Here is a 21,696-nt window from a genome sequence, read left to right as displayed (position 1 = left end):
CCCTCACCTAAACGTATTACCATGGAAAATATAATGACTTTTAAGAACAGTGCAATACAATCGTTGTACGCTTTATGGCCAGAATTTTCAGCTCTAGCTCTAAAAATATTAGGGGCTATTGTCCTTTTAATTGTTGGATGGCTAGTAACTAAGCTTGTGGTAAAAGCGATTCAAAAACTTTTAAAATTCGCCAAGGTAGAGAAGCTAGACGCTAAATTAAAAGAAATTGAAATTGTAGAAGGGAAGTCCATCAATTTTGACACCGTTAAAGTGATTTCTAAGGTTGTAAAATGGGTGATGTATATCATTTTATTAGTGGTGATTTCTGAAAGTTTAGGGCTAGAAATCATATCTAATCAGGTGAATAATTTACTAGGGTATTTACCACAGTTATTTGCAGCTTTAGTTATTTTTATTTTAGGATTATTGTTTGCTAATTTTGTAAAAAACGGACTAAAATCGCTTTTTGCTTCTATGGATTTATCGGGAGGAAAGATGATCAGTCAAGTGGTGTTTTTCCTTATTCTTACCTTTATATCTATTACAGCCTTAAACCAAGCGGGTATTGATACGGTAATTATTACTAATAATATAACCATGATTATGGCGGCCTTCTTATTGGCCTTTGCTATTGCCTTTGGTTTTGGAGCTAAAGAAGTGGTGGGAAAACTATTGAATACCTTTTATGCCAGAAAGACTTTTGAAGTAGGACAAAAGATTATGTTTAATGATCAATTGTATACAATTGAAGCTGTTCAAAGTATTTCTGTGGTCTTAAAAAATGCACAAGAAAAACTTATTGTTCCCGTAAAAGACATTATAGATACACAAATTGTTGTGAAGGATGAGGCTTAATTTTAAGGCCTCACCCTTTAACTGTTACGTTGTGTTTTGGGAGGAATAGGGTATTGAGATGCTTTACCTTTTATAATTTCCTGTAAAATCTTTTATATCTACCTCAGTCTTACAAATTGCAAGCGTTTTTAGCACGAATAAAATCAGTGATAAGATAGGTGATTAATTTTCCAACCTGGGTTTCATTAGATGGAGTAGGTGCTGCTTCACAAATATGAAGATAGGCCGCGTTTTTATGCGAGCCAAAATAATGTATAAATTGTCTTGCTTTTTCACTGCTAAAGCCGCTAGAAGTCATCGCACTACTTGGCACATGCCTTATGGCATCGCAATCCATTTCTATTCCAAACGGTCTGTCGTTAATATGATCTGCTGCCGATTTTAATTCTGAACTGTAGTCCAGTTCTTGTCTTACGGCAATGGCTTCATAAGTGTTATATTTTATAGATTTCACTTTTTTAAGCCTACTTAGTAAATTTTGAGAGGTATAATTTTCATGCAACCCAAAGATGAAATAATACTTTAAAAACCCTTCGGCATAGGCATAACTAAAACCATTACCACTATGTCTACCTTCGTCAGATCTAAAATCGGAATGCGCATCAAAATTAATCACATTCATACGTTGCTTGTAAGCTAATGCAGCGCCTTTAATATTACCATAAGCGTTATTATGGCCGCCACCAATAATAATTGGAATTTTGCCGGCTTCTAGTATAGCAGTCACCAAATGTGTTACATCACGATCTATAGTTTCTACAAAATGGCGCACTTTAGCAAGTTGTTTTTTCTTGCTTAAATCTAGACTTAATAGCGCTTTACGTTCTTCAGGGTATTCTAATTGGCCTAAGACTAAAACCCGGTTAGGGTTGGTAAAGGTATTACTCTGAATATTTAATAAAACTTTTAATGTAGCATCCCAAGCCTTATAAGTTCCTGTTTTACCGTGGTTTGCCGCAACGCCTATATCTTCGCTAATACCAAAAATAACATAGTCAACATCTAAACGTGCAATATCATCGTATATCTTTGTGAGGTTGGGTATTAACTGAATCTGTTCACCAAATTTTGTTTCCCCTTTTCGTTTATTTAAAAGCTGTTGTTTTTCTTTTTCAGTAAATAAAGTTAGCTGCTGCATTTAAATGAAATATTATTTTAATTTAGTTAAATGTACATTTTTATTTAATTACTTTGACCTTAAATATCATTAAAAACAACAATTAAAGAAGACTCAAAAACTAAACAAATTATGGAAGGATCTCAAAAATCGAATTCAGGATTAAAGGTAGGATTAGTAATACTCTTGGTATTATTCTTAGTCACTGCGTTTTACACCTCAAAACTGTATAGCGAAAAACAAGAAAATGAAAAATTACTGATGAGCGAAAAGCAACAAGTCATGAATGATCTTAATAATATGGCTAAGGATTATGATGAGGCCATTGCTGAGAGTGAATTAAAAAATCAAGATTTAGTGGCAGCTAGAGATCGTATTCAAGGATTAATGGATTCGCTAAAAGTGTCTCAGAATAGTGTGGGAAGCTTATGGAATTATAAAAAGAAGTACTTAGCCTTACAAGAAGAAATGGATGTCTTATTGGTTGAAAACGACCGTTTAAAAGGTGAAAATCAATATTTAGCATCGTCATTAGACAGTACGCAAACACAATTGGCAGAACGTACCATGTTTACCGATTCTTTATTGGTGCAAAACACTCAGTTATCTACGGTAGTGAAAGATGCAGCAGCTTTACAAACTGTTGGTTTGGTAGGAATGGGCGTTATAGAACGTAATAATGGAAAGCAGATTCCAACAGAGCGTGCAAGACGAAGTGATAAACTTAAAATTTGTTTTACCGTTGCTAAGAATACTTTAACGGAAAGCGGTGACAAAGAATTATATGTACAGGTTATTGATCCTAATAACAATGTTTTAGGAAGCAACGCGCAAGTAGAATTTGACGAACAGGTTTTAAACTACAGTTTAATTAGCCGTTTTAACTACGAGAATAGAAACCTAAACATCTGTGAATATATAGATGAATTAGAAGATTCTAAATTTGAAGAAGGACGTTACACAGTGAATGTCTTTAACGATAAAGCGTTAATTTCAAGTTCAGAATTTGAATTAAGATAAGTCTTAATAAAAGCTAAAAAGAAAAAATCCAGAAGTTTAAGACTTCTGGATTTTTTTTATTTTAATAATTGCCCATTAATAATAACATGTTCAATAGGATCGTGAGCAAAAGCATATGGAATTTCACTGTAGTGTTTCATGGGCTTGGTAATAATAATATTAGCCTTTTTTCCTCGGGTAATACTTCCGTACATACTGCTAATTCCCATAGCATAAGCCCCATTAATGGTGGCTGCATTGATGGCTTCTTCTGGAGTCATTTTTAGTTTAACGCAAGCCGCACTAACAATAAAGTTCATATTTCCACTTGGCGAAGACCCCGGGTTGTAATCTGTAGCAATAGCTAAGGGTAAACCTGCATCTATGATTTCTCTTGCTTTGGTATAATTCATACTTAAAAAGTAAGAGCAGCCTGGTAGGGCCACCGGAATGGTGTCTCCTGTTTTTAAGGCTTCAATGTCTTCGGCGTTCAGTTCTTCAAGATGGTCTACGGATAAGGCATTGTGTTTTACCCCTAACGCAATTCCGCCGAGAATATTAAACTGATTTACATGAATTTTTGGCCTAAGATTATACGCTTGGCCAGCCTTTAAAATGGTTTCGGTATCCTCAATATCAAAATAGCCCTTTTCACAAAACACATCAATAAAGTGGGTGATATTTAAAGCCGCCGCTTGCGGAATCAACTCTTCAGTGATAAGCTTAATATAGGCCTCTTTATTGTCTTTATAGTCTTTAGGAATGGCATGAGCTGCTAAGAGGGTAGGGATGATGGTGGCTAAACTCTCTTGCTTAAGATGCTTTATAACCCGTAGCATTTTAAGTTCGGCCTCTACCGTAAGTCCGTAGCCTGTTTTAACTTCAACCGCACCAGTTCCCATAGCGATAAGTTCATTCAATCGTTTTAAAGATTGCTCAAACAATTCTTCTTCCGAAGTTTCCTGAAGTTTTTTGGCTGAATTTAAAATACCGCCACCTTTATTAGAGATTTCTTCATAAGAAAGGCCATTAATTCGATCGACAAATTCCGAAGTTCTATCCCCAGCATAAACCAAATGGGTGTGAGAGTCGCACCAAGAAGGTAAAACAATCTGCCCCGTGGCATCTATAATTTTTTCAGCATGGATTCCTTCACAATCTTCCATAACACCATACTCTATAATGGTATCATCTACAATATAGAGATACGCATTTTCTAAGACAGGAAGGGTTTTCATATCGCTTCCTTTAACGATCGTGGTGTTATGTTCATGTACCTGAACGAGTTGTTGAATGTTTTTTATTAATATAGACATGCTTATTAGTATTTGGTAAACGTATTAGTTTTGAATAAAAAAACGCTAGGTATAGAGGTCTAGCGTTTTTTTTGATTTATTAGAACATTGTAATTTTACTTTTTTATAAACTTTAAGAAGCCTTTGTTATTAGGGCTTAACACTTTAAAAGACTTAGACGATGAACACGGAACAAATCCTGTAAGCCTAAGCTTCAAACTTTAAGTACAGCTTCTGTATTGTTGTAAAAGAACATAGGGTAGAGGAGCATTCCTCTTGTTACTATGTAGTTTATATTTTCAATATCTAAAAAAACTGCGCCTCAATGCGTTATTTTAAAGCTTATAAAACGGCTATTCCAAAAGTACAAGGTATAAGATGTCTACGAATATAGTCATAAATTATAATTGTAGCCATGAGGTCTTATGGAAAGCGCCTTACAAGTTACTTTAAGCTACCCACCATATTTTCTGGCTTCACCCATTCGTCATAATCTTCAGCAGAAACATAACCTAAATTCACGGCTTCTTCTTTTAAAGTGGTGCCATTTTTATGGGCTGTATTTGCAATTTCAGCTGCTTTATAATAACCAATTTTAGTATTTAAAGCCGTTACAAGCATTAAAGAATTGTTTAATAATTCTTTTATAACTTGGTGGTTAGGCTCAATACCACTTGCACAGTGCTCTTCAAAGCTTACACAAGCATCACCAATTAATTGTGCTGATTGTAAAAAGTTAGCTGCCATTACAGGCTTAAAGACATTCAATTCATAGTGTCCTTGTGTTCCTCCAACAGAAATAGCCACATCATTACCTAAGACCTGTGCACAAACCATAGTTAAGGCTTCACACTGCGTAGGGTTTACTTTTCCTGGCATAATAGAACTTCCAGGTTCATTCGCTGGGATAATAATTTCACCAATACCAGAACGTGGTCCTGAGGCCATCATTCTAATATCATTAGCAATTTTATTTAAAGATACCGCCAATTGCTTTAAAGCGCCATGAGTTTCTACTATAGCATCGTGTGCCGCTAAGGCTTCAAATTTATTTTCAGCAGTAACAAAAGGTAAGTTTGTAAATTGAGCAATGTATTTAGCCACAAGAACGTCATAACCTTCTGGAGTGTTTAATCCGGTTCCTACAGCGGTTCCTCCTAAAGCTAATTCACTTAAGTGTGGTAAGGTATTTTCTAAAGCTTTTAAGCCGTGATCTAATTGCGATACATACCCTGAAAACTCTTGTCCTAAGGTAAGCGGTGTCGCATCCATAAGGTGGGTACGTCCAATTTTAACGACTTCCTTAAATTCTTGAGATTTTTTATGAAGTGTATTACGTAACTGAATAACCCCTGGAATGGTGGTTTCTACAATTTTCTTGTAAGCCGCAATATGCATTCCTGTTGGAAACGTATCGTTAGACGATTGCGATTTATTAACGTCGTCATTAGGTTGAATAGTTTTTTCGCCCTCACCAATAGTTTTACCAGCGATTTGGTGTGCTCTGTTGGCCACAACTTCATTCACATTCATATTACTCTGGGTTCCAGAACCGGTTTGCCAAATGACTAATGGAAATTGATCATCGTGCTGTCCTTCTAAGATTTCATCACAAACTTTTGCGATTAAATCACGTTTTTCTTTAGACATCACTTCCAATTCACAATTGGTATACGCTGCTGCTTTTTTTAAATATGCAAAACCATAAACAATTTCTAAAGGCATTGAGGCTGTTGCACCAATTTTAAAGTTATTACGAGAACGTTCAGTTTGTGCTCCCCAAAGTTTATCGGCAGGTACTTTTACCTCCCCCATGGTGTCTTTTTCTATTCGGTAATTCATGTTGATATATGTATTTATTGCTTTACAAATTTAAATATTTTAAGGGTCTAAACGGGTATTCTATCGGTTTTATTTAAACAGTTTTTAGATAAAATGGTTAAAAAGTTTTACGCCAGATTCTCCTAAAACTAAAGCTGTAATTAAAGCTGATAAATATCATTTTTCTTTAAATATTTTATTTTAAAGTTAAGATGCCGCTTAACCTTATACCTTCGGAAAAAGTAAGTATTTGATTACATTTTTTTTGAATAGGCGTCGGTCTAAAACTCTAAATCAAAATATATATGCTATTTTAGCTTGGTCTAGTACTTTTTACTAATCGCGCAATTATAGTTATATGTCAGACCGTCAAGAACTCATAAATAAGCTTATAGAGAAGTTAGAACTTTTGTTTGAAAGGCAAGCCGAGTTTACTTCAGAAATAAATAGTTTAAAGGAAGAATTGTATCGCTTACAATCTGAATTTCCTGAGGCTAATGCTGAAGATGATGTGGTAAAGGTTGAAACTCCAGTGGTTGAAAAATTTGAAACTATTGAAACGGTTGAAATTACTGCGGAAGAACCCGTATTACAAAATTTACCGCCGGTCGAAGCCTCAACGCCTCCGGTTAGTTCTGAGCATGAAACGTCTCAAGACCGGTCTGAAGATCCAGAACCAAAGCGTAAAAGCAGACCTAACAAATTTCGTTTAGAATCCTTTATCGGGGAAAACCTCCTGAATAAAATAGGGATACTTATTACTGTAATAGGGGTGGCTATTGGAGCAAAATATTCTATTGAAAACAATCTTATAAGTCCTAGTACACGTATTATTTTGGGCTACCTCATGGCCATTGGACTTTTAGGATTTGGTATAAAACTGAAAGCAAAATTTACAGCGTTTAGTGCCGTTTTAGTCAGTGGTGCTATGGTTATTTTATATTTTATCACCTTTTTTGCTTATAGTTTTTACGACCTAATTTCACAAGGCGTCACGTTTGCGCTGATGGTCATATTTACGCTCTTTACCGTCGTTGCTGCCATTAATTACAATAAGCAAATTATTGCTCATTTGGGCTTGGTAGGAGCCTATGCAGTACCTTTTTTACTCAGTGATGGTTCAGGACGCCTAAGTGCGCTGTTGAGTTATATGGTGATTATCAACTTGGGCATCGTAGTGCTTTCCTTTAAAAAGTATTGGAAAGCCTTATACTTATCGGCCTTTGTCTGTACCTGGTTAATTTATGCGGCTTGCTATTTTGTAGAAACGCCTTTTGAAGACCAATTGCTTTTGGGGCTCAGTTTTCCGACCATATTTTTTCTTATCTTTTATGTAACGTTCTTAGCTTTTAAAATGCTTAAAACAGAAGCTTTACACAGCAGTGATGTGGTGTTATTATTGCTTAACTCGTTTTTATTCTATGGCTTTGGATATATGATTTTAGAAGCGGATCCTGTAGGACAAGAGTTATTAGGTGTTTTTAGTCTTGTTAATGCCTTAATTCATTTTGTAGTGAGTTATATTTTATTCAAGAAAAACTTAGGTTCTAAAAATCTATTCTATTTAGCCTCTGCTATGGTATTGGTGTTTATAACCATCACTATTCCTGTACAATTAAATGGAAATTGGGTCACCTTGCTATGGGTTACAGAAGCAGCCTTATTATTTTGGTTGGGGAGAACCAAAAGCATTCCCGTTTACGAGAAACTCGCATTCCCATTAATCTTATTAGCCTTTTTAAGTTTAATTGAAGATTGGTCTGTAGGGTATAGTGGTTTGGGAGACCATGCTGTTCTACCTTTTATATTTAATCTATATTTTTTAACCTCGGTATTATTTATAGCTGCTTTTGGGAGTATGGTTTGGCTATCTAGAAACCCGGCCTATCCTTCAACGTTAAAAACTGATTCAATTTGGATAGTTGTCCGTAAATATGGCTTGCCTTGTCTGTTGTTGTTTACCATTTACTATGCCTTTAGATTAGAAATTGCCTCATATTGGAATCAGTTATTAGATGGTACAAAATTAACCTTAGATGATGAAAACATCTATAGCACTACATTTTATAATCACGATTTAATGACCTTTAAGACCCTATGGGTGCTAAATTATTCCTTAGGTTTTGTGGCCGTGTTAGCCTTAGTAAACCTAAAAGTCATAAAAAATGAAATGCTTCAAAAAGTGGTCATCGGCTTGTCTATCATTAGCATTTTTACCTTTTTAACGCAAGGATTATACGCCCTAAGTGAGTTAAGAACAAGTTATTTAGAGCCTTCAGAATACTTTATAAGTACAACCTTTAATTTATGGCTGCGCTATATCTGTTATTTATTTTTAGCTATAGTGTTATGGACTGGTACTAAAAGTGTAAAAGACTATAGATCTGATAAAATTGTGAATATGATTTACGATTTGGTCTTGCATATCGCCCTTTTATGGTGTCTAAGCAGTGAGCTTATTCATTGGATGGATGTCATGGAATCAGGACAATCTTATAAATTAGGACTTAGTATTTTGTGGGGCTTATATTCTTTTGTTTTAATTGTCTTCGGACTTTGGAAAGACAAAGTTTACTTAAGAATAGGTGGTATAGGCCTATTTGCCCTTACCTTATTAAAGTTGTTTTTCTACGATATTTCACATCTCAATACCATTTCTAAAACGATTGTGTTTGTCTCCTTAGGGCTACTATTGCTCATCGTCTCATTTTTGTATAATAAGTATAAAAGCCGTATTTCTCATGACAATAAAGACTAATTATCTATTTAGTATTCTGCTGATGTTCAGCTTGGGTTGTTTTGCGCAAATGGATACCTATCAGTATGAACGACCGCTTACAGGTATAGAAGATGAGTGGCATAACATTATCATCCCGTCTAAGGTTTTTGAGAATTTACAACCAGACCTGTCAGATTTAAGAATTTATGGACTAACCTCTACTAATGATACTATCGTAGCGCCCTACCTCTTAGAAACTCTTTCGGACCAGGTGGTACAGCACAAGATTCCGTTTAAAATTATTAATCGTAGTAAAGGCACGGAAGGGTTTTATTACACCTTTCAAGTTCCAACGGAGGCTTCAATTAATGTGATTGATCTTGATTTTAAAGTCGCTAATTTCGATTGGAATGTAACTCTAGAAGGGAGCCAAGATCAACAAGACTGGTTTACGATTTTAGAGGATTACCGTATTCTTTCAATCCAAAATAATATTACAAACTATAGCTTTAGTCAATTGCGATTTCCAGAGGCTAATTACACTTATCTAAGGCTTTTGGTAAAAACGAAGGAAGCTCCGCAATTAGAAGGGGCACACCTTAATAAGGTTGAAGTTAATAGAGGTACGATTTTAAATTTCCCTATTCGTTCTATGTTTCAAAATACGGATCGCGGTACGAAAATCACGGAAGTTGATGTTATTTTAGAAGAAACCGTACCAGTCTCTGAGCTTCATATTGAAGTTGATAACACTTATGATTTTTACCGTGCGCTTAAAATTGAATACCGCAGCGACAGTTTAAACACCGAAAGAGGTTGGACCTACCAATATTCAACCTTAACAAAAGGGGTTCTACATTCTTTAGAACCGCAAACATTTAGTTTTAAAAGCACGCTAGCAAAGCACCTAAAAGTAACACTGTATAATAAGGACAATGAACCTTTAAGTTTAGGGAAAATTAAAGTTTATGGACCACAACATCAATTATTAGCACGTTTTTCTCAGCCTGCGGCATATCGTTTAGTCTATGGGAAAGCTTCAGCAAAAGCGCCGAGTTATGATATTGCAAGGTTTAAATCTAAGGTGCCTAAAGAATTAAAAGCATTACATGTTGGAGATGAAGTAAGCTTACAAAAACAAAAATCACCTGAAGCAAGGCCATTATTTCAAAATAAATATTGGCTATGGGGTATTATTGGAGTCATTATCTTAATTCTTGGCGGATTTACGCTAAGTATGATGAAGAAGCGTTAAGGGAGCACGGTCTTAATTGACAATTTTACCATCTACCATGGTGAGTTTACGATCGGCCATTTCAGCTAACTCTTGATTATGAGTTACCAAAACAAAGGTTTGGTTAAACTCATCACGAAGCTTAAAAAATAAATTATGAAGTTGTTCAGCAGATTCACTATCTAGATTTCCAGAAGGCTCATCGGCAAAAATAATATTAGGATTATTAATTAGAGCTCTGGCAACCGCTACACGTTGTTGTTCCCCTCCAGACATGCTATTAGGTTTGTGGTGAATACGTGCACTGAGGCCTAAATACTCTAACAATTCCTTAGCGCGCTTTTCAGCTTCTGCTTTTGGAGTGTTGTGAATAAAGGCGGGAATACAAACATTCTCTAAGGCCGTAAATTCAGGTAATAACTGATGAAACTGAAAAATAAAACCTATATTTTTATTTCTAAACTTAGCCAAAGCTTTATCGTTTAGGGTTTTTATAGATTGGTTGTTAATTATGAGTTCTGTATCGGCTTGATAGTCGGATTTATCTAAGGTCCCTAATATTTGAAGCAGGGTGGTTTTACCAGCTCCTGAAGCGCCAACAATAGAAATAACTTCGCCTTCTAAAATGGTTAAATCAACACCTTTTAAAACCTGAAGTGTTTTATAGGCTTTTTTAATTTGTTTTGCGGAAATAACAGTTTTGCTCATACGATGTGAAAGTACTACTAAATGTCAGAATCTACAATAGTAGCTTATAGTTTTATGGTAGTCAAGAAAAAATTAAGATATTTAAAGGGACAAAATTTCTAAAAATTTTTGGAACAGTTTTTGAAGTTCTTAATACGAATAAATAATACAGATGAATAAATACAAAAAATTAATATTGGGTATCGTTTTAGATGCTATAGGCTTAGTCTCTTTCATCATTCCTGGAGTAGGGGAGTTTTCAGATATTGTTTGGGCGCCCATTTCTGCTTGGATAATGACCCGTATGTATCAAGGGAAGGCTGGGAAGATTGCAGGTTTTGTAGCCTTAGTAGAAGAGGCTTTACCGGGACTTGATGTGATACCAAGTTTTACCTTAATGTGGTTTTATAGCTATGTAATAAAAAAACAAACCCCAGAAATTAAAGCATAAAAAAAAGCACTCCTCGGAGTGCTTTTTTTTTATAAAGGAACTGCGTTATTAGTTAACATCATACGTAAATGTAACTTCAGCATCTGTAGCTCCACCAGCATTAGTAATGTCACCAGCACTAACACCATCAGCACTTTTACTTGGCTCATGTCTTAGTGTTACGACTAAGGTATTTCCTGTAGAAGCTGCTCCTGAGTTAAATAAAGTAGAAACTCCAATTGGGTTTCCGTCGCTATCTACATCGTTGTAAGTAAAGCTACTGTCGGTAGCAGAAGTAAACGTATAGAATACTTGGTGGTCATCACCTTCTTCTAAAACTTCTAAAGTAATATCTTCAGCAGGGTTTTCAAGTTCATTTAAAAACTGAACAGCACCAACATAATCCGTGTTAGCAACAAGATCACCTTCCATAGTATAAATTGGGGCATCAGGGCCATCACCGTCTAAATCTTGACTTTGAAAAACAACCACTTCTCCTGTTGCAGGTGTTAGTTCTAAACGAACTGTTGTGATTAATTCTTCTTCGTTTACAACTTCAGGTGTATCATCATCAGATGAACAAGATACAAGTGCAGATAAACTTAATACAGATAAAAATAGATACTTAATGGTTTTCATGTTTTAATTTTTTTTTAATAGTTAAATTGTAGTTGTAGCATTATATTTCTTCCTAAGTCATCAGCAAAATAACGAAGGCGGTTTAGGTAAGCTCTATACTTGGTGTCTAATAAATTATTCACACTAAGGGCAATGTTTAAATTGGTTTTAGCGGACGTCTTTAAAGTCACTTCAGAATAAAGATTTAATAACTGATAAGCACTAGGAGGCGTACTCACATCAACAAGAACGGTTTCTTCTGTTGCTGCAATATAGGTCTCAAAATTATTATCAGGGTATCGGGTTTGTTCAAAATTCCAATCGCTACTTAAGGATGCTGAAAATTGTTTCCAATTTGCGTTGGTATAGGTTATTGTATTTAAGGTTTTAAAACCAGGGATATTAATAAGCGGTTTATCATCTTCAATATTCGTTCCTACGGTGTAAGACGATTTATTTGAAAACTTAAAATGCTCATTAATATGGTAGTCTGCACTTAAATCTATCCCATATAACTCCGCATCGGTCTGTAAATAACTCCAAACCGGAAAAGCACCTCTTATGGTTTGCTCAATTCCTGTTGGTTCTATATACATAAAATTAGCAATACGATTGTAAAAGACTTCTGTGGTAAGTTTGAAGGGGGTGCTTGTGTAATTATAACTCGCCGAAACTCTATTAGACGTTTCTTTGGTTAGTCTTAAATCACCCAATTCAATTCTTGCCGCAGAGTGGTGTAAGCCATCACTAAATAATTCTGAAGCGTTAGGAGGTCTGCTTGATAAGCTATAGTTTCCTATAAAACCGTGGTGCTCATTAATCTGATACTGAAATCCTGCTGAGGCTGAAAAATTATGATAATCAAAAACGGGGTTGGCTAACAATTGCGTGCCCGAATCGATATAATCAATAATAATATCAGAGAAATCCTCATCATACCCGCGTTCTTCCCAACGTGAGGTGATGTAGTATTTCTTAGCATCAATACGATTGTAGTCGTAACGAAATCCTAAATCTACAGTTAAATTAGTGTTTAAGCGCTGCTCTGCTGTGGTGTAAATACCAAAATCATATTTATCGTAATCCGGAATTAGGCGTCGTATGCCGGTATCTGGATCTGGAAAATTATTTTGGTAGCGGCCCATCAGTCCGAACTTTACTTTTGTCTTAGAAAAGGCATCTAAAATCACGTCTGTCATTACGGTATGGGTATTCAACTCTAAATCTAAAGCGGGCTTATACTTGTCGTCACCCACACGAATATCGTACTCATAGCGTTGATTGTTTTGATAATCGTATTGCACATTAACTTTACCAAAATTTGTAAAACGTTTGTAATACATAGCTTTAAAAAGCTGATGGGTTACATCTTGTTTTGGTGCGTTAATGTCGTAACTAAAATCTTCAATCACTAAAGGTTCTCTACTATTAATAGCGGTTACTAAATCTTGGATACTACCAATATGAGAGGCTTTTAAGATTCCTATTTCATTATTTAAATAGCTGTAAAAGATTTCAAAACCCGATTCAAAATTATGTTTTCCGCCACGGAAAGAAAATCCTTTAGACTTAGCGCCCGTGTTGGTTAAATTATAATCTGGAGTTTCAAAATCACCGTTTTGCTTTAGGGAACCTTGCACAGCGGCAAACCAACCTTTAGCGGTGTATTTATTTAATTTGGTACTTAAGGAATAACCTCTTCCATTGCTTTGTCCGGTTACTGTGGTTTTTCCAAATAAGGTATCTTCTAAAAATACCCGCTCTGGATTAACAACCACCACACCACCAATAGCATCGCCGCCATAAGCCAAAGCTCCGGCGCCTTTAATAACAGAAATTTGAGACGCTACATTAACATCGATATTAGGAGCGTGTTCAATTCCCCAATCTTGGTCTTGTAGCCTTACATTATTATTTAGCATAATAAGTCGGCTACTATGCAATCCGTTAATCATAGGTTTAACAATTGCACTTCCCGTAGAAATTGAAGAGACACCAGCCACTTCTTTTAACGCATCTCCAATACTTAAAGCGGCATACTTTTTTAGGGTTTGCTCTTTTAATACGGTTTCTTGCGCTGTAGTGGTTTCCTTTTTATCCACATGAGCAACCACAGAAACTTCCTTGAGTTCTTCAATATGATGTTCAATTAAAATAGTTTTAAAAGTATCACTATTGATGTTAAAACTCACGGTTTTAGTTTCGCAATTGGCATGCGATATGGTTAATGTTAATGGACCTGCACAAAGATTTTTAATTTTGAATTTCCCGTCTAAGTCAGAGAAGGCATACTTATCATTTTCTTTTTGATAAATAGTGGCTGACTCTATAGGGGATCCGTCATGAAAATCTTTTAACTCTCCTAAGAAAATATAACTGCAGTTTTGACCATAACTAAAGCTAGATATAGCGATAACTAGGCCAATAATTAATCGTGTCATTCAAATAGATTTATTAGTGTAATAGAAATTTTACAAATTCTAAATCACTACAGGTGGCCCCCGATCAAACCTTGATAAATGCTGATAATCTTCAAAAGAAATATAATGTGAAAAATAAGTTTTCTCTGTTATAGCTTCTTCTAATAAGTCGTAATTAGAGCTAACAAAGAATTGGGTGTTATTGAGTTGAAATTTGTAGAAATCGCAATTGAGGTCCGACTCATGAAAATGGGTTTTTTTATTGCCATCGACCTTACAAACCTTGTGTGATCGGTGCGAAAACACATGGCTTAATTTTATCACAGAAGGAAACAATACCGCCAGCACTAGCACAACGGCTAATGGCTTTAATAAGGGCGTAAATATTGTTTTTAAATTCAATCTATAAATCTTTTTAATCCGAATCTACGAAGCATTTTCTTTTCAAATTCCCAGAAGAATTTAAACTGACCAAAGAGCCAACCATAAGAAACTAAAAGGATTTGGTAGAAAATAAGCCCAATGATAAGGAATAAAAACCAATAGAGTATAGGGTTTAAGTTTTCTTTAGTAATTCCTATGGCATAAATAAGGGGACGTCCTACAAATAACGAAGAACTCCCTGTTATGGCGAAAACCATAAAAACGCGAATCATCTCCCATTTATAATCTAAAATCCATTTTTTCTCTAATTTTTTAAAGATGAATAAAATGAATTTCAGTAAAACGAAGAAAATAGCAATAGCCGCTACAATGCTTATGATAAGGCCATAAGTTTTTAATATACCATTCGCTATTTTGAAGGCCGAATACCCTAAAATAACTAGACCTAAAAAGGGAAATAACAACTGCCAATTGTGTTGTATTTCCCAGTGTTTTTTAAATTTTTCCATATGCATCACTCTCGTGCTGCAAAACTAATAAATAAAGATGTATTTAAAGCTTAAATTCTAGGACTAAACGCAGAGGTCAGTCTTTGCTTATATTTTATTTGAAAGTATAAAAAGTAGTTGTACAATTTGTAATTAACCTCGTAGCCGTAGTCTGAATTAACATCGTAATCAATACGAACTTCGTATAAACTAGGATCGTAGTTCTGGGGTTGCATGTTTCTTTGGTTCCAACTTTGTACTAATATAGCGTTTCTAGACTCTAACCATTCTTGGGAGTGGTAGCCCTCTGGTCTTGCGGTAGATAATAACCAAGAATTAAAACCAGGTTCTATAATAATAATCTCATAGTCGTTTTCATCACTACTAATAGACACTGTATCATTGGCAATAAGGCTGTGCTCATTTTCATTATTTATAACGGGGCTCGTGGTATAAGATTTACAACTTGCCACCAAAATAACAACAACAATAAAGGGAAGTAATTTTTTCATAGATAATAAAGGTATTAATTTTTTTTGAAGTCCTCGTGTTTTACTTCAGTTTAACACCGTAAAGTAAATGTATTTAAGAGCGCAAAACTAGGGGCAATGCGTAAACTTAAGGTTTAACGGAGGGAGGGAGGCCTATGACTACGTAAAGCGGCATAAAAAAAAGCAGCTCTAGGACTAGAACTGCTTTACTTATTTTTTTGGTCTAAATTTTATTTACCAAACATTCCTCCTAAAAGGCTTCCAATACCTCCAGAGCTTTTATCGCTTCCTAAAACCATACCAGCCACATCGTCTACAACGCTACCATCACCATCGGCATCTAATATTTTTTCGAAGAAACTTTGTTCGTTACTCGCGCTACTTCCTCCAAGCAAACCTCCTAAAAGCCCGCTGATATCAGATTGAGAGCTTACATTATTCTGATTGGCTTGTTTTCCTAAAATACCCATTAATATAGGTGCTGCCACCTTAAGGATGTTAGAGACTGTATCGGTATCTAAGCCCGATTTAATTCCAATCACTTGTTCTACACCTTCTTGTTTACTTCCTAAAACATGGCTAAGAATTTTAGAACCGTCACTTTTAACGCTATCATCTACACCACCACCAAATAAACCACTAAGGTTATCTAAGATACCACCGTTATGCTGCCCATTTAAAGCACCCATAAGGCTTTCTGCACCTTCTGGAGTAGAGGCATTACGCTCCATTGCCTTCATTAATACGGGTAGCGCCATGGTTAATACGCTGCTTGTTTTATCTTGGTCTGCACCTGTTGAGCCTGCTACACCACTGATAATATTTTTTCCTAAATCACTGTTTAATAAGTCTAAAATTCCTGCCATTTTATTTTTGTTTTTAAGGTTCGTTAAATATGGTTCTTCAAGATACAAAAAAAAGTCCCACGTTATGTAGGACTCATTTTATTTGTATTGGTCACATTTTCTAGTGTTTTTTTTGACCTTAGAAGCTGTGTGCCGTCATTTTAAGACAAGCAATTAACCAAGAATAGCAATAATTTGTTCTGCTAATTCCGTTCCAATTCTATCTTGAGCTTCATTTGTAGCCGCCCCGGTATGTGGGGTTAAAGATAACGCTGGGTTCATTAGCAATTGAATTTCTGGTTTAGGTTCTTTTTCAAAAACATCTAAAGCTGCTCTTGAGACTTTACCGCTCTGAATCGCTTCAACTAAAGCCACTTCATTAACAACACCACCACGGGCAGCATTAGCGATAATGACACCGTCTTTCATTTGTTCAAATTCTTTCTTGTCTATAACGTATTCCTTCTGAGCAGGTACATGTAAGGTTAAGAAATCAGCTTGTTTTAAAACCTCTTCTTTAGAAATGGTTTCAATTTCAAAATTCACTTTTTGACCATCAAAGAAATCCAATTCAAGATTTGCTTTTTCTAAGAAAGGATCAAAAGCAACAACTTTCATACCCGCTCCGATAGCTACTTTAGCGGTAGCTTGACCAATACGTCCAAAACCTAAAACCCCTAAAGTTTTACCTTTTAATTCTGTTCCTTTAGCGTAAGATTTCTTTAACCCTTTAAAGTTGGCATCACCTTCTAAAGGCATATCGCGGTTAGAGTTATGTAAGTAACGTGCAAGTCCGTAGAAATGTCCGAAAACTAACTCGGCCACAGAGTGCGACGATGCAGCAGGAGTATTAATAACTTTAAGACCTTTGCTACGTGCGTAGTCTACATCAATATTATCCATACCAACACCACCACGACCAATAACTTTTAGGCTAGGGCAGTTGTCAATTAAATCTTTTCTTACCGTTGTAGCACTTCTTACTAATAAAACTGAAATTTCATTTTTATTAATGTAATTTTCTAATTGTTCTTGTGCAACAGTTGTTGTTATTACTTCGTAACCTGCAGCTTCTAAAGCGTTAATTCCACTTTGAGAGACTCCATCGTTTGCTAATACTTTCATGATTTTCTTATTGGTCATTGTTTACAGTAGGCCTGGTTATTTTTAATCTTTTTAGGCGTGTAAAAAAATGACAGTTATTATTTAATGGCGTTAGGTTAGCGCTTGAATAGCAAGGCGCCCTAAACGATTTTTTTAATTAAGCTTTGCTTTCTAATTCGCTCATCACTTCAACTAAAGCTTTTACGCTATCTAAAGTTAAGGCATTATACATAGAAGCTCGGTATCCTCCAACACTACGGTGTCCGTTAATACCGTTGATTCCTGCTTCTCTTACCATATCATCAAACGTTTCTTTTAAGTTTTCGTTTTCTAGAGTAAAAGTCGCATTCATAAGAGAACGATCTTCTTTGGCTGCAAATCCTTTGAATAATGGATTTAAGTCAATTTCAGAATAGATAAGACGTGCTTTCTTTTCGTTTTCTTCTTCAATAGCTTTGATCCCTCCTAGGTTCTTTAACCATTCTAAAGTTAACATAGAGACATAAACGGCAAATACAGGAGGCGTATTAAACATACTGCCTTTGCTGATGTGCGTTTTATAGTCCATCATTGATGGAATTTGACGCGATACTTTACCTAAGATCTCTTCTTTAACAACGACTAAAGTTGTTCCCGCAGGTCCCATATTTTTTTGAGCGCCGGCATAGATTAAATCAAATTTAGAAAAGTCTAACTGACGAGAAAAGATATCACTACTCATATCACAGACCAATGGGACTGGTGAGTTTGGGAAGCTTTTCATCTGGGTTCCAAAAATGGTATTGTTAGAGGTGCAGTGAAAATAATCATAGTCTTCAGGAATATCATATCCTTTAGGAATATAATTATAGTTGGCACTTTTAGAGGAAGCAACCTCATAAATATCATCATAAATTTTAGCCTCCTTAATGGCTTTATCTGCCCAAGTTCCGGAGTTTAAATATCCTGCTCTTTTTTCAAGTAGATTTAAAGCTACCATTAAAAATTGTGTGCTTGCGCCACCTTGAAGAAATAAGGCTTTATATCCTTTACCTTCTAGGCCTAACAATTCTAAAGCTAAGGACCTCGCATTCTCCATGATGTCTACAAAGGGTTTGCTACGATGCGAGATTTCTAATAACGATAAACCATCATCAAAGTTTAATACAGCAGCTGCTGCTTGCTCCATTACAGATTTTGGTAATACACATGGTCCTGCGCTAAAATTATGTTTTTTCATGAAAATTATGATTTCATTCCCGATGCTTCGGAAATATGATTTTACTTATTATAGAGTAACAAAGGTGCTAATTAATTGGTTATTTAGTGTTATAGATTTGATAATTTTTACTCTATATTTTTAATAAAAATTCAATAGTGTCTTCACCGTCCGCATAATCCCAAAGCTGCGGATTTTGTGTTTCTCCGAAGGCTACTGTGTTTTCAGTAAAAGAACGCGAAACAACACATTGTATTTTATCGGCGTCGGCCTTTAATTTTTCTTGTAAGGTATTACGGTCTTCATAATATTCGTAGAAGAGGGTAGCAATCGGCGAGGCGTAACTTTGGTCTTCTTTTATCATTAGGAAACCGTTCTCTAGCATATCAAACTCACTCATTAAATAAACCGCTTTATTATAATCGTAATTATTAGCGTATTTAGATTCGTTAATAATAGGATTCCATTTATAAACGGCCTTAAAAAAGTTTTGAAAGTCGTAATCTTTAGGTACAAATAACTTAGACACATTTCTGCAACCTAGACCGTAATATCTAAAAATATCGTCGGCTAAAGCTTCTAATTCTTCATGTGTTTCGGTTCCATTTATTACGGCTACAGAATTTCTATTCTTTCTAATAATAGACGGTTTGTCTTTAAAATAGTACTCAAAATAGCGGGCTGTATTATCACTTCCTGTCGCAATAACGGCATCAAAGTTTTCTAATTTGGCTTCTGTAAAGGTGATGTTACCTTTAAATTCAGGCGCTACAATTTCTAAGTATTTGGCTAAAAAGGGAAGGAGCTGTTTGTCATTTGAAGACTGCTTCACAAGAACCTGATGCCCGGTGATAAGTACACTTAAAAAATCGTGAAAGCCTACTAAAGGAATGTTTCCGGCCATGATGATAGCAACCTTCTGCGGGTTTACGCTTGCAAAATCATAGTTTGCTAACCACTGTTTAAAGTTGTCTTGGGTTAAGGCCTGAGCCCAATTTTTTAACGTAAAGGCGATATTTGCCTTAGTAAACCAGCCGTTATGCTCTTGGGCGAGTTTTAATTGATGCTTAAAGCCATCAAAGAATAAATCGTTGGCTTCAACAGTATCCTTTTTTACGCTGTTAATATCTTGAAATTGACTTAAAAATTCGCCTAATTTTACAAAAGCGTTAATTCTATCTTGTAAATCCATAAAGAGTTTGGTTATACGATGTTTTGGCTTTATTTTTGCAAGTGCAAATTTAAGCAAACAATACTAAAAAAATTACTATGGCAATTATTATCACAGACGAATGTATAAATTGTGGTGCGTGTGAGCCAGAATGTCCTAATACAGCTATTTACGAAGGTGCAGATGATTGGCGTTATGCTGATGGCACAAGTTTAGAAGGTAAAGTTGTGTTACCTGACGGTAAAGAAGTGGACGCTGAAGAAACGCAAGAACCTATAAGTGATGAAGTTTATTACATTGCGCCCGATAAATGTACAGAGTGTATGGGATTCCATGAGGAGCCACAATGTGCTGCAGTTTGTCCTGTAGATTGTTGTGTGCCTGATGAAGACCACGTAGAAACAGAAGAAGAATTGTTAGGTAAGCAGCGTTTTATGCACCCTGATGGGCATTAAAACGGTCAACCTAATTCTATTTATAAAAAATCCTAGGTCATTTGGCTTAGGATTTTTTGTGTTTTAGAAGGAGATAACGACGCTTTAAATGAGATGACTGCTGTTTTGCTCGTTTAATTTTGAACTTAAAAAAAGGCTTAATTTAGAATGGTCTACCGCTAATGGCTCAATATTTAATTTTATGAGGTTATTTTTTAATTGAGACTGAGCTGTTTTCCGAAAAAGATAGTTAAAGTCCTCGAGGTTTACCTGTCCTTTTGGGTTTAAAACGAGAAGGAGATTGTTTTTTTCTTTTTTAATCTCTGCTTTTGAAATAGCACTCCATAAAATCATTTGTTTAGTGATTTTTTTATGTTCAATACCTAAGTCAGATACAATTAATTGAGGTTTATGATTTAATAAATGATATAAATTGATGACGAGGCTTACAGCACCAAGAATTAAATTTAAATATCCTAGTATTGTGATGATCAGTAAATCGGAATCTAAACATGAAATTCCGATGATTATGATCATTGAAGACAAAAGGATGGATTTCATCAATTTTCGTTTAGAATTATAAAATTCTAATTTATTTTCCATGTCGTTTCAAGCGTTATGCAACCGATCCGTTTACTTTAGGTTTAAATTCTAAATTTAGGAAATAAAAGCAGAATATAAAACCTTCTATAATTTTTTAAGAGTAGGCGAGAGGGAGTGTTAAATGAGCTTTGTTTTTGGTCATTGTGTTTTATTCGGCTATTGCTATTTTCCCTGAATTTAAATAATTTTTCCCAAAAAGACCTTTCTGGAACACTATAGTGATGTGATCTCCTTTCTTTATGTTATTCAGGTCAGATGCTGTAAACTTATTTTCTGTGCGTTCGAAATAGTCGCTTTCTAATGACCGTATTCCGACGTCTCCATTTTTCATTACATAAGTAATTTCAAAACGTTCGGTTACCTTATCAGTACTGCCCATACGATTGATCCATAGTCCGGTTGCGACGACTAAACTTTGTATCCAGATTAAATATCCAAACCCCATTAAAACCGCGTAGGCAAACGTCTTCATTATTCTAATTGATGTTGACTTTTCGAGTGATAACAAACGAAAAAACAGAACTAAGGAAATGAAAAATATAATTCCGGTTATAATTAGAGTTTCCTTTAGAGTGAAGGTGATAAAATCTCGTTCTAAATAGAAGTTATATTGGTAGGGAACAAGAAACCAATACATGAAAAGGAAAATACCTATGCCTACAAGCCATTTTCAATGTCGTTTTAGTTGCTCCATGTTTTTTTGGGGGTGGGTTTAGTGAAGTAGAAATCTGTATGAATTTAAGCGTTTGGACTTCTGAATTTTCTTTTTTTTCTTAATTTGTT

General features: G+C 35.3%; 21 protein-coding genes. 6 read left to right on the top strand and 15 right to left on the bottom strand.

Annotated elements, in window-relative coordinates:
• Nucleotides 1-21 precede the first annotated feature (21 nt).
• Nucleotides 22-855, top strand: coding sequence for a mechanosensitive ion channel family protein (locus tag ACFQ13_RS03140; RefSeq protein WP_386113913.1), 834 nt, complete (start codon nucleotides 22-24; stop codon nucleotides 853-855).
• Between the two features lie 109 nt (nucleotides 856-964).
• Here the strand turns inward: ACFQ13_RS03140 and ACFQ13_RS03135 are convergent, their stop codons facing one another.
• Complete coding sequence (locus ACFQ13_RS03135; protein ID WP_386113911.1) at nucleotides 965-1,993, bottom strand: formimidoylglutamase; 1,029 nt, start codon at nucleotides 1,991-1,993, stop codon at nucleotides 965-967.
• A 111-nt stretch (nucleotides 1,994-2,104) separates the two neighbouring features.
• Between ACFQ13_RS03135 and ACFQ13_RS03130 the strand changes: the two genes are divergently transcribed.
• A complete protein-coding gene (locus tag ACFQ13_RS03130) occupies nucleotides 2,105-2,992 on the top strand; it encodes a chromosome partitioning protein ParA (protein WP_386113909.1) in 888 nt (295 codons plus the stop codon).
• Between the two features lie 56 nt (nucleotides 2,993-3,048).
• Here ACFQ13_RS03130 and hutI read toward each other — a convergent pair whose 3' ends face one another.
• The gene (hutI, locus tag ACFQ13_RS03125; RefSeq protein WP_386113906.1) at nucleotides 3,049-4,287 is read right to left on the bottom strand and encodes an imidazolonepropionase; all 1,239 of its coding nucleotides are present in this window, start codon (nucleotides 4,285-4,287) and stop codon (nucleotides 3,049-3,051) included.
• Between the two features lie 423 nt (nucleotides 4,288-4,710).
• On the bottom strand, nucleotides 4,711-6,108 hold the full coding sequence (fumC, locus tag ACFQ13_RS03120) for a class II fumarate hydratase (RefSeq protein WP_386113904.1): 1,398 nt from the start codon (nucleotides 6,106-6,108) through the stop codon (nucleotides 4,711-4,713).
• A 337-nt stretch (nucleotides 6,109-6,445) separates the two neighbouring features.
• Between fumC and ACFQ13_RS03115 the strand changes: the two genes are divergently transcribed.
• A complete protein-coding gene (locus tag ACFQ13_RS03115; protein WP_386113901.1) occupies nucleotides 6,446-8,845 on the top strand; it encodes a DUF2339 domain-containing protein in 2,400 nt (799 codons plus the stop codon).
• On the top strand, nucleotides 8,829-10,061 hold the full coding sequence (locus ACFQ13_RS03110; protein ID WP_386113898.1) for a DUF3999 family protein: 1,233 nt from the start codon (nucleotides 8,829-8,831) through the stop codon (nucleotides 10,059-10,061). Before ACFQ13_RS03115 ends, ACFQ13_RS03110 begins: the two co-directional genes overlap by 17 nt.
• Before the next feature lie 12 nt (nucleotides 10,062-10,073).
• Here ACFQ13_RS03110 and ACFQ13_RS03105 read toward each other — a convergent pair whose 3' ends face one another.
• Nucleotides 10,074-10,748 (bottom strand): ABC transporter ATP-binding protein, encoded by a 675-nt coding sequence (locus ACFQ13_RS03105; RefSeq protein ID WP_386113896.1) that lies wholly within the window; start codon nucleotides 10,746-10,748, stop codon nucleotides 10,074-10,076.
• A 151-nt stretch (nucleotides 10,749-10,899) separates the two neighbouring features.
• Here ACFQ13_RS03105 and ACFQ13_RS03100 point away from each other — a divergent pair, with 151 nt between their 5' ends.
• Nucleotides 10,900-11,178, top strand: coding sequence for a hypothetical protein (locus ACFQ13_RS03100; RefSeq protein WP_386113893.1), 279 nt, complete (start codon nucleotides 10,900-10,902; stop codon nucleotides 11,176-11,178).
• 48 nt (nucleotides 11,179-11,226) lie between these two features.
• Here ACFQ13_RS03100 and ACFQ13_RS03095 read toward each other — a convergent pair whose 3' ends face one another.
• The 9 genes from ACFQ13_RS03095 to ACFQ13_RS03055 all read right to left on the bottom strand — a co-directional run bounded on the left by ACFQ13_RS03095 (nucleotide 11,227) and on the right by ACFQ13_RS03055 (nucleotide 19,897).
• Nucleotides 11,227-11,796 carry a type 1 periplasmic binding fold superfamily protein gene (locus ACFQ13_RS03095; RefSeq protein ID WP_386113890.1) on the bottom strand — a complete coding sequence of 190 codons (570 nt, stop codon included), beginning with the start codon at nucleotides 11,794-11,796 and terminating at the stop codon, nucleotides 11,227-11,229.
• Between the two features lie 14 nt (nucleotides 11,797-11,810).
• Nucleotides 11,811-14,216 carry a TonB-dependent receptor gene (locus ACFQ13_RS03090; protein ID WP_386113887.1) on the bottom strand — a complete coding sequence of 802 codons (2,406 nt, stop codon included), beginning with the start codon at nucleotides 14,214-14,216 and terminating at the stop codon, nucleotides 11,811-11,813.
• Between the two features lie 39 nt (nucleotides 14,217-14,255).
• Entirely contained in the window at nucleotides 14,256-14,597 is a 342-nt protein-coding gene (locus tag ACFQ13_RS03085; RefSeq protein WP_386113884.1) for a hypothetical protein, read from the bottom strand.
• Nucleotides 14,594-15,088: a DUF6787 family protein gene (locus ACFQ13_RS03080; RefSeq protein WP_386113882.1), complete on the bottom strand. Its 495-nt coding sequence runs from the start codon at nucleotides 15,086-15,088 to the stop codon at nucleotides 14,594-14,596. Before ACFQ13_RS03080 ends, ACFQ13_RS03085 begins: the two co-directional genes overlap by 4 nt.
• A gap of 50 nt (nucleotides 15,089-15,138) precedes the next feature.
• Nucleotides 15,139-15,579, bottom strand: a complete 441-nt coding sequence (locus tag ACFQ13_RS03075) for a DUF6146 family protein (protein WP_386113879.1) — start codon at nucleotides 15,577-15,579, stop codon at nucleotides 15,139-15,141.
• Nucleotides 15,580-15,788: 209 nt separating this feature from the next.
• Nucleotides 15,789-16,424, bottom strand: coding sequence for a DUF937 domain-containing protein (locus tag ACFQ13_RS03070; RefSeq protein ID WP_386113877.1), 636 nt, complete (start codon nucleotides 16,422-16,424; stop codon nucleotides 15,789-15,791).
• A 153-nt stretch (nucleotides 16,425-16,577) separates the two neighbouring features.
• The gene (locus tag ACFQ13_RS03065) at nucleotides 16,578-17,528 is read right to left on the bottom strand and encodes a D-2-hydroxyacid dehydrogenase (protein WP_114310516.1); all 951 of its coding nucleotides are present in this window, start codon (nucleotides 17,526-17,528) and stop codon (nucleotides 16,578-16,580) included.
• 136 nt (nucleotides 17,529-17,664) lie between these two features.
• Nucleotides 17,665-18,726, bottom strand: coding sequence for a 3-phosphoserine/phosphohydroxythreonine transaminase (gene serC, locus ACFQ13_RS03060; RefSeq protein ID WP_386113874.1), 1,062 nt, complete (start codon nucleotides 18,724-18,726; stop codon nucleotides 17,665-17,667).
• 112 nt (nucleotides 18,727-18,838) lie between these two features.
• A complete protein-coding gene (locus ACFQ13_RS03055) occupies nucleotides 18,839-19,897 on the bottom strand; it encodes an acyl-CoA reductase (RefSeq protein WP_386113872.1) in 1,059 nt (352 codons plus the stop codon).
• A 77-nt stretch (nucleotides 19,898-19,974) separates the two neighbouring features.
• On the opposite strand from ACFQ13_RS03055, the gene ACFQ13_RS03050 reads away from it, so the two are divergent.
• Nucleotides 19,975-20,331, top strand: a complete 357-nt coding sequence (locus ACFQ13_RS03050; protein WP_114310378.1) for a 4Fe-4S dicluster domain-containing protein — start codon at nucleotides 19,975-19,977, stop codon at nucleotides 20,329-20,331.
• 84 nt (nucleotides 20,332-20,415) lie between these two features.
• On the opposite strand, the gene ACFQ13_RS03045 is transcribed toward ACFQ13_RS03050, so the two are convergent.
• Entirely contained in the window at nucleotides 20,416-20,913 is a 498-nt protein-coding gene (locus ACFQ13_RS03045; protein ID WP_386113869.1) for a hypothetical protein, read from the bottom strand.
• A 148-nt stretch (nucleotides 20,914-21,061) separates the two neighbouring features.
• Nucleotides 21,062-21,385 (bottom strand): hypothetical protein, encoded by a 324-nt coding sequence (locus tag ACFQ13_RS03040; protein ID WP_386113866.1) that lies wholly within the window; start codon nucleotides 21,383-21,385, stop codon nucleotides 21,062-21,064.
• Nucleotides 21,386-21,696 lie beyond the last annotated feature (311 nt).

Source organism: Winogradskyella rapida (genome assembly GCF_042675845.1).
Classification (GTDB): domain Bacteria; phylum Bacteroidota; class Bacteroidia; order Flavobacteriales; family Flavobacteriaceae; genus Winogradskyella; species Winogradskyella rapida.
Note: the sequence above shows the minus strand (reverse complement) of the source record. Positions and strands in the feature narration are given on the sequence as shown.

What these genes read in the sequence shown, in the direction of transcription:
- ACFQ13_RS03140 (WP_386113913.1), top strand. Translation starts at nt 22, where the DNA reads ATGGAAAATATAATGACTTTTAAGAACAGTGCAATACAATCGTTGTAC.
- ACFQ13_RS03135 (WP_386113911.1), bottom strand. Translation starts at nt 1,993, where the DNA reads ATGCAGCAGCTAACTTTATTTACTGAAAAAGAAAAACAACAGCTTTTA.
- ACFQ13_RS03130 (WP_386113909.1), top strand. Translation starts at nt 2,105, where the DNA reads ATGGAAGGATCTCAAAAATCGAATTCAGGATTAAAGGTAGGATTAGTA.
- hutI (WP_386113906.1), bottom strand. Translation starts at nt 4,287, where the DNA reads ATGTCTATATTAATAAAAAACATTCAACAACTCGTTCAGGTACATGAA.
- fumC (WP_386113904.1), bottom strand. Translation starts at nt 6,108, where the DNA reads ATGAATTACCGAATAGAAAAAGACACCATGGGGGAGGTAAAAGTACCT.
- ACFQ13_RS03115 (WP_386113901.1), top strand. Translation starts at nt 6,446, where the DNA reads ATGTCAGACCGTCAAGAACTCATAAATAAGCTTATAGAGAAGTTAGAA.
- ACFQ13_RS03110 (WP_386113898.1), top strand. Translation starts at nt 8,829, where the DNA reads ATGACAATAAAGACTAATTATCTATTTAGTATTCTGCTGATGTTCAGC.
- ACFQ13_RS03105 (WP_386113896.1), bottom strand. Translation starts at nt 10,748, where the DNA reads ATGAGCAAAACTGTTATTTCCGCAAAACAAATTAAAAAAGCCTATAAA.
- ACFQ13_RS03100 (WP_386113893.1), top strand. Translation starts at nt 10,900, where the DNA reads ATGAATAAATACAAAAAATTAATATTGGGTATCGTTTTAGATGCTATA.
- ACFQ13_RS03095 (WP_386113890.1), bottom strand. Translation starts at nt 11,796, where the DNA reads ATGAAAACCATTAAGTATCTATTTTTATCTGTATTAAGTTTATCTGCA.
- ACFQ13_RS03090 (WP_386113887.1), bottom strand. Translation starts at nt 14,216, where the DNA reads ATGACACGATTAATTATTGGCCTAGTTATCGCTATATCTAGCTTTAGT.
- ACFQ13_RS03080 (WP_386113882.1), bottom strand. Translation starts at nt 15,088, where the DNA reads ATGGAAAAATTTAAAAAACACTGGGAAATACAACACAATTGGCAGTTG.
- ACFQ13_RS03075 (WP_386113879.1), bottom strand. Translation starts at nt 15,579, where the DNA reads ATGAAAAAATTACTTCCCTTTATTGTTGTTGTTATTTTGGTGGCAAGT.
- ACFQ13_RS03070 (WP_386113877.1), bottom strand. Translation starts at nt 16,424, where the DNA reads ATGGCAGGAATTTTAGACTTATTAAACAGTGATTTAGGAAAAAATATT.
- ACFQ13_RS03065 (WP_114310516.1), bottom strand. Translation starts at nt 17,528, where the DNA reads ATGAAAGTATTAGCAAACGATGGAGTCTCTCAAAGTGGAATTAACGCT.
- serC (WP_386113874.1), bottom strand. Translation starts at nt 18,726, where the DNA reads ATGAAAAAACATAATTTTAGCGCAGGACCATGTGTATTACCAAAATCT.
- ACFQ13_RS03055 (WP_386113872.1), bottom strand. Translation starts at nt 19,897, where the DNA reads ATGGATTTACAAGATAGAATTAACGCTTTTGTAAAATTAGGCGAATTT.
- ACFQ13_RS03050 (WP_114310378.1), top strand. Translation starts at nt 19,975, where the DNA reads ATGGCAATTATTATCACAGACGAATGTATAAATTGTGGTGCGTGTGAG.
- ACFQ13_RS03045 (WP_386113869.1), bottom strand. Translation starts at nt 20,913, where the DNA reads ATGGAAAATAAATTAGAATTTTATAATTCTAAACGAAAATTGATGAAA.
- ACFQ13_RS03040 (WP_386113866.1), bottom strand. Translation starts at nt 21,385, where the DNA reads ATGAAGACGTTTGCCTACGCGGTTTTAATGGGGTTTGGATATTTAATC.